The following is a 3,347-nucleotide window of genomic DNA, read 5'->3' as shown; positions in this document are numbered from 1 at the left end:
ATATCCCGCTATGCCATCGAACGGTGGACCGTGAAGAGTAGTGTCGGATTCATCCCCGCGCTAAAGCGCGAGGCTTTCTCCTCGATTCTCCGTAAGCTGTCAGCAGGGGACGTTTGCTGGGCACGGGACCCGACCGGTGCCCATCCCCAGCGACCGATCGTCGTCCTCGCTCACGAAACGCACCCGTTCAGTGCGACCGACTGTAGTGTGATGTGCGTCGGAACGAGTGCCGGAAGGTATCAGCAAACCACACCGGAACTCAAGGACGAGCATCTCGATGGTATCTCGTTCAACGACACCTCGTATCTGATGCCGTGGGCACTCTATACGATCGCTCCCGGGACGATCATGAACGGCGATACGAAGGGTGAAATCACTGAATCGGGGCGACGACTTCTGAAAAAGTCGCTTATTTCTCTCATTCCCTAATCTCTCCGCAGGTTTCAGTGCGGGGAGGATATCAAACACGCTCTCGCGGACAACGGCGAAGACGACTCGAATTCCTGTCGCGATAGCTCTCGTTCTCGTCGTACTACGCGTCGGACTCGACGACCGCGTCGGCGTCAGCGTCGTCGCTGTCCTCGTCGGCATTGTCGCCCTGGAGTCGGCGCTCGGCCTCGTCGCGGTCCTCGGGGTAGCCGACGTCGATGCGCCAGCCGTCGAGGCCGATGGCGTCGATGGTGCGGCCCGACTGGATGAGCAGATCCACGGCGTCGCTGATCTCGTACTCGTCGCGGTTCGAGGGCTGGACGAGGTGGCAGGCGTGGAAGATGGCGGGCGAGAAGGTGTAGAAGCCGGTCATCACGAGGTTGCTCGGCGGGTCCTCGGGCTTTTCGACGACGTCCGTGATCTCGCCGTACTGGTTGGTGTCACAGACGCCGTAGCGGGAGGCCTCCTCCCAGGGGACCTCCTCGACGAGGAAGGCGGCGTCCGCGCGCTCCTCGCGCTGGCGGCGGACGACGTCTTTAAGATTCGCTTGGAAGATGTTGTCGCCGAGGATGAGCATGAAGTCGTCGTCGACGTGTTCCTCGACCGTGAGGAGGGCGTGGGCGAGCCCCTTCTGCTCGCGCTGGTGGGTGTAGGTGATCGGGACGCCCTCGTACTCGTCGCCGTAATGGTCGATGATGTTCTCTTTCATGTAGCCGACGACGACGATGAGCTCGTCGGCGCCGAGTTCGATCAGCTGATCGAAGCAGTGGGTGATGAGGGGTTTGCCGTCGACCTCGACCATTCCCTTGGGCTTGTCGTCGGTCAGCGGGCGGAGGCGCGTGCCCTTGCCGGCCGCGAGTACGACTGCTTTCATGATCCGAGTGTTCAGTTCAGCCAATCATAAGGATTCTGCCTTGGTAATTCGGATTGCTGTACTGTCCACACGACCTAAGTGCGTAACCGGAGCCGGTGGGCTGTACGCTGTATTGGGGCTGTGTCCTCCACAGAAAGTATTTATCGTAGGTCTCGTCACTAGTTGTCATGAACCTCCGAGCGGTGATCGGAAAGCCACACACTCGGTGAGACGGTCCGTGCGACCGCCCTTCCGGGGCCGTAGCGGGCTGTACTCCGGTGTGTGCCAACCCATGAACGATGACGAACTCCTCCGTCGAGAACTGCGCAGCGCTCGTGAAGAACTCGTCCGCAAACGCGCACGACAGTCGGACGACCTGCCAGCATCGACGAGCCAGCTTCCGTTGATGCCGGAGCGGGACGACGCGTTCCTTCGTCTCGCTCTGATGAGCGTCGAGGACCTCGAAACGCACATCGACCGACTTGAACGCGATCTCGCCGACTTGGAAGCCGGTATCGACCGGCCGGATGCGGAGCTCGAATGAGCACGTTGAACGCGTATGACCCTCATTGAAAACACGATCTACCGACACGACGAACTCGAAGAAGTACTCGTGCTTGGTGTCCACCACATCTTCGAAACGTACGATCTGGATTCGGCGAACGGCCGTCTTCGATCGAGAGTCGTCCGCTACACTGCGGAGTGGGACGATTACGGTCCGATGCCCTCCAGTATCCGTACCACGCCGGTCGATGAGTTTCAGACGGCCGTCGGCGACGCCGTTCGAACATGGGAGGGTGTTGAGTGGCCACCGAACGGTGATACCTGACCCTTCCTACCATTCTCCCACTGACCGATGAAGGTCTACCCCAAAATTCCACGATACGATCATCCCGTCGTCCCTGAATCGTTCTTCGACGCCGAGGACTTAGTGGTCCTCGAGAAGTTCGACGGAAGCTCGTTTCGATTCACACTCTATGACGAGCGTCACGCGTCATCCTATCCAGATCCTGTGATAAACGCCGCCGACGGGGACGGGAGCCTCGTCTTCGGAACGCGGCGCTCCATCATGGGCTGTCATCGCGACGATCTCGAGGACATCGACGGGGCGCTCCACCGAGCCGTCCGATGTCTCCGCGACGGGATCGACGTGGACGCCCTCCGTCGAGCCCACGACGAACACGATGGCCCGCTCATCGTGTACGCAGAGAACTTGGTGTACTCGACGCTAGACTATGGATACACCGAACGCGATCTTCCCGCTCTCGTCGCCTTTGACGTCCTTCCTTATGCGGCTATTGACTCGATGACACCACCGGGCAGTCCGTACGCTGAAACCTTCGAGGGATTTCTCCCAACTAGGATGGCTTGGGACGTCTTCGATCGGATCCGAATCGAGAATGTGTCGACTGATCGCGCGTTCGTTCCCGCGACGATTATCGCCAAGCCGACCGAGTTTGATCCAGAGACCTACACCGTTCCACAGTCATCGCTCGCCGGTGATGTTTGTGCGGAAGGCGTCGTTGTCCGTAGTGACAGCCAAAACCGCCGTGTGAAAGTAGTTCGCGACGCGTTCGAGGAGTTGAATCGCGAACAGTTCGGTCAAGACCCGGATGACGCAGAGACGGGTGCTGAACAGTTCGTCGCGATGTACTGTACATCTGCTCGGATCCGCAAGACGGTTCGAACACTCGTTGTCGAAGAGGGTCGCGAGTTCGGAGTTCACCTTGTGGAAGATCTGTATCCCCGGGTCGTCGAAGACATCTGGGCCGAACACTGGCAAGAGATCATGCGACTTGAGTTTGAGTTCACGCCTGCGGACGTCTATCCACTCGTCGCCAAGCGGTGTGTCACAGAACTTCGAAAAATGGAGACGAACGCCGAACTGAACGACGCCGACCCGACGACGATTTGGCAACATCTCTCGTGAATTGCCGCGGGTTACAGGGTCACTTGTTGCCAAAACATAATTACGGGAAATACGAGGCGAAAGCCTCGCGCTTCAGCGCGGGGATGAAGCCAACCAACAGTATTCAACCGCCGTCAATGGCATAGACGGGGTTCC

Annotated in this window: 5 protein-coding genes; 4 read left to right on the top strand and 1 reads right to left on the bottom strand. The window is 59.1% G+C overall.

Annotated elements, in window-relative coordinates; genetic code table 11:
* Positions 1–429 (top strand): PGDYG domain-containing protein (locus F3H13_RS16005; protein WP_223174441.1); only part of this gene is annotated, 429 nt, incomplete at its 5' end.
* Between the two features lie 103 nt (positions 430–532).
* Here the strand turns inward: F3H13_RS16005 and aglF are convergent.
* Complete coding sequence (gene aglF / locus F3H13_RS16000; protein ID WP_149800000.1) at positions 533–1,303, bottom strand: UTP--glucose-1-phosphate uridylyltransferase AglF; 771 nt, start codon at positions 1,301–1,303, stop codon at positions 533–535.
* Between the two features lie 271 nt (positions 1,304–1,574).
* Here aglF and F3H13_RS15995 point away from each other — a divergent pair, with 271 nt between their 5' ends.
* From F3H13_RS15995 to F3H13_RS15985, 3 genes are read left to right on the top strand one after another with little or no spacing between them, the layout of a single operon-like run.
* Complete coding sequence (locus F3H13_RS15995; RefSeq protein WP_149799999.1) at positions 1,575–1,826, top strand: hypothetical protein; 252 nt, start codon at positions 1,575–1,577, stop codon at positions 1,824–1,826.
* Between the two features lie 15 nt (positions 1,827–1,841).
* Positions 1,842–2,111, top strand: coding sequence for a hypothetical protein (locus F3H13_RS15990; RefSeq protein WP_149799998.1), 270 nt, complete (start codon positions 1,842–1,844; stop codon positions 2,109–2,111).
* A gap of 27 nt (positions 2,112–2,138) precedes the next feature.
* Positions 2,139–3,212, top strand: coding sequence for an RNA ligase family protein (locus tag F3H13_RS15985; protein ID WP_149799997.1), 1,074 nt, complete (start codon positions 2,139–2,141; stop codon positions 3,210–3,212).
* Positions 3,213–3,347 lie beyond the last annotated feature (135 nt).

Source organism: Halorubrum xinjiangense, from assembly GCF_900102375.1.
In the GTDB taxonomy this organism is placed as follows: domain Archaea; phylum Halobacteriota; class Halobacteria; order Halobacteriales; family Haloferacaceae; genus Halorubrum; species Halorubrum xinjiangense.
Note: the sequence above shows the minus strand (reverse complement) of the source record. Positions and strands in the feature narration are given on the sequence as shown.

Coding starts and splice junctions, on each gene's coding strand:
- F3H13_RS15990 (WP_149799998.1), top strand. CDS start 1,842: ATGACCCTCATTGAAAACACGATCTACCGACACGACGAACTCGAAGAA.
- aglF (WP_149800000.1), bottom strand. CDS start 1,303: ATGAAAGCAGTCGTACTCGCGGCCGGCAAGGGCACGCGCCTCCGCCCG.
- F3H13_RS15995 (WP_149799999.1), top strand. CDS start 1,575: ATGAACGATGACGAACTCCTCCGTCGAGAACTGCGCAGCGCTCGTGAA.
- F3H13_RS15985 (WP_149799997.1), top strand. CDS start 2,139: ATGAAGGTCTACCCCAAAATTCCACGATACGATCATCCCGTCGTCCCT.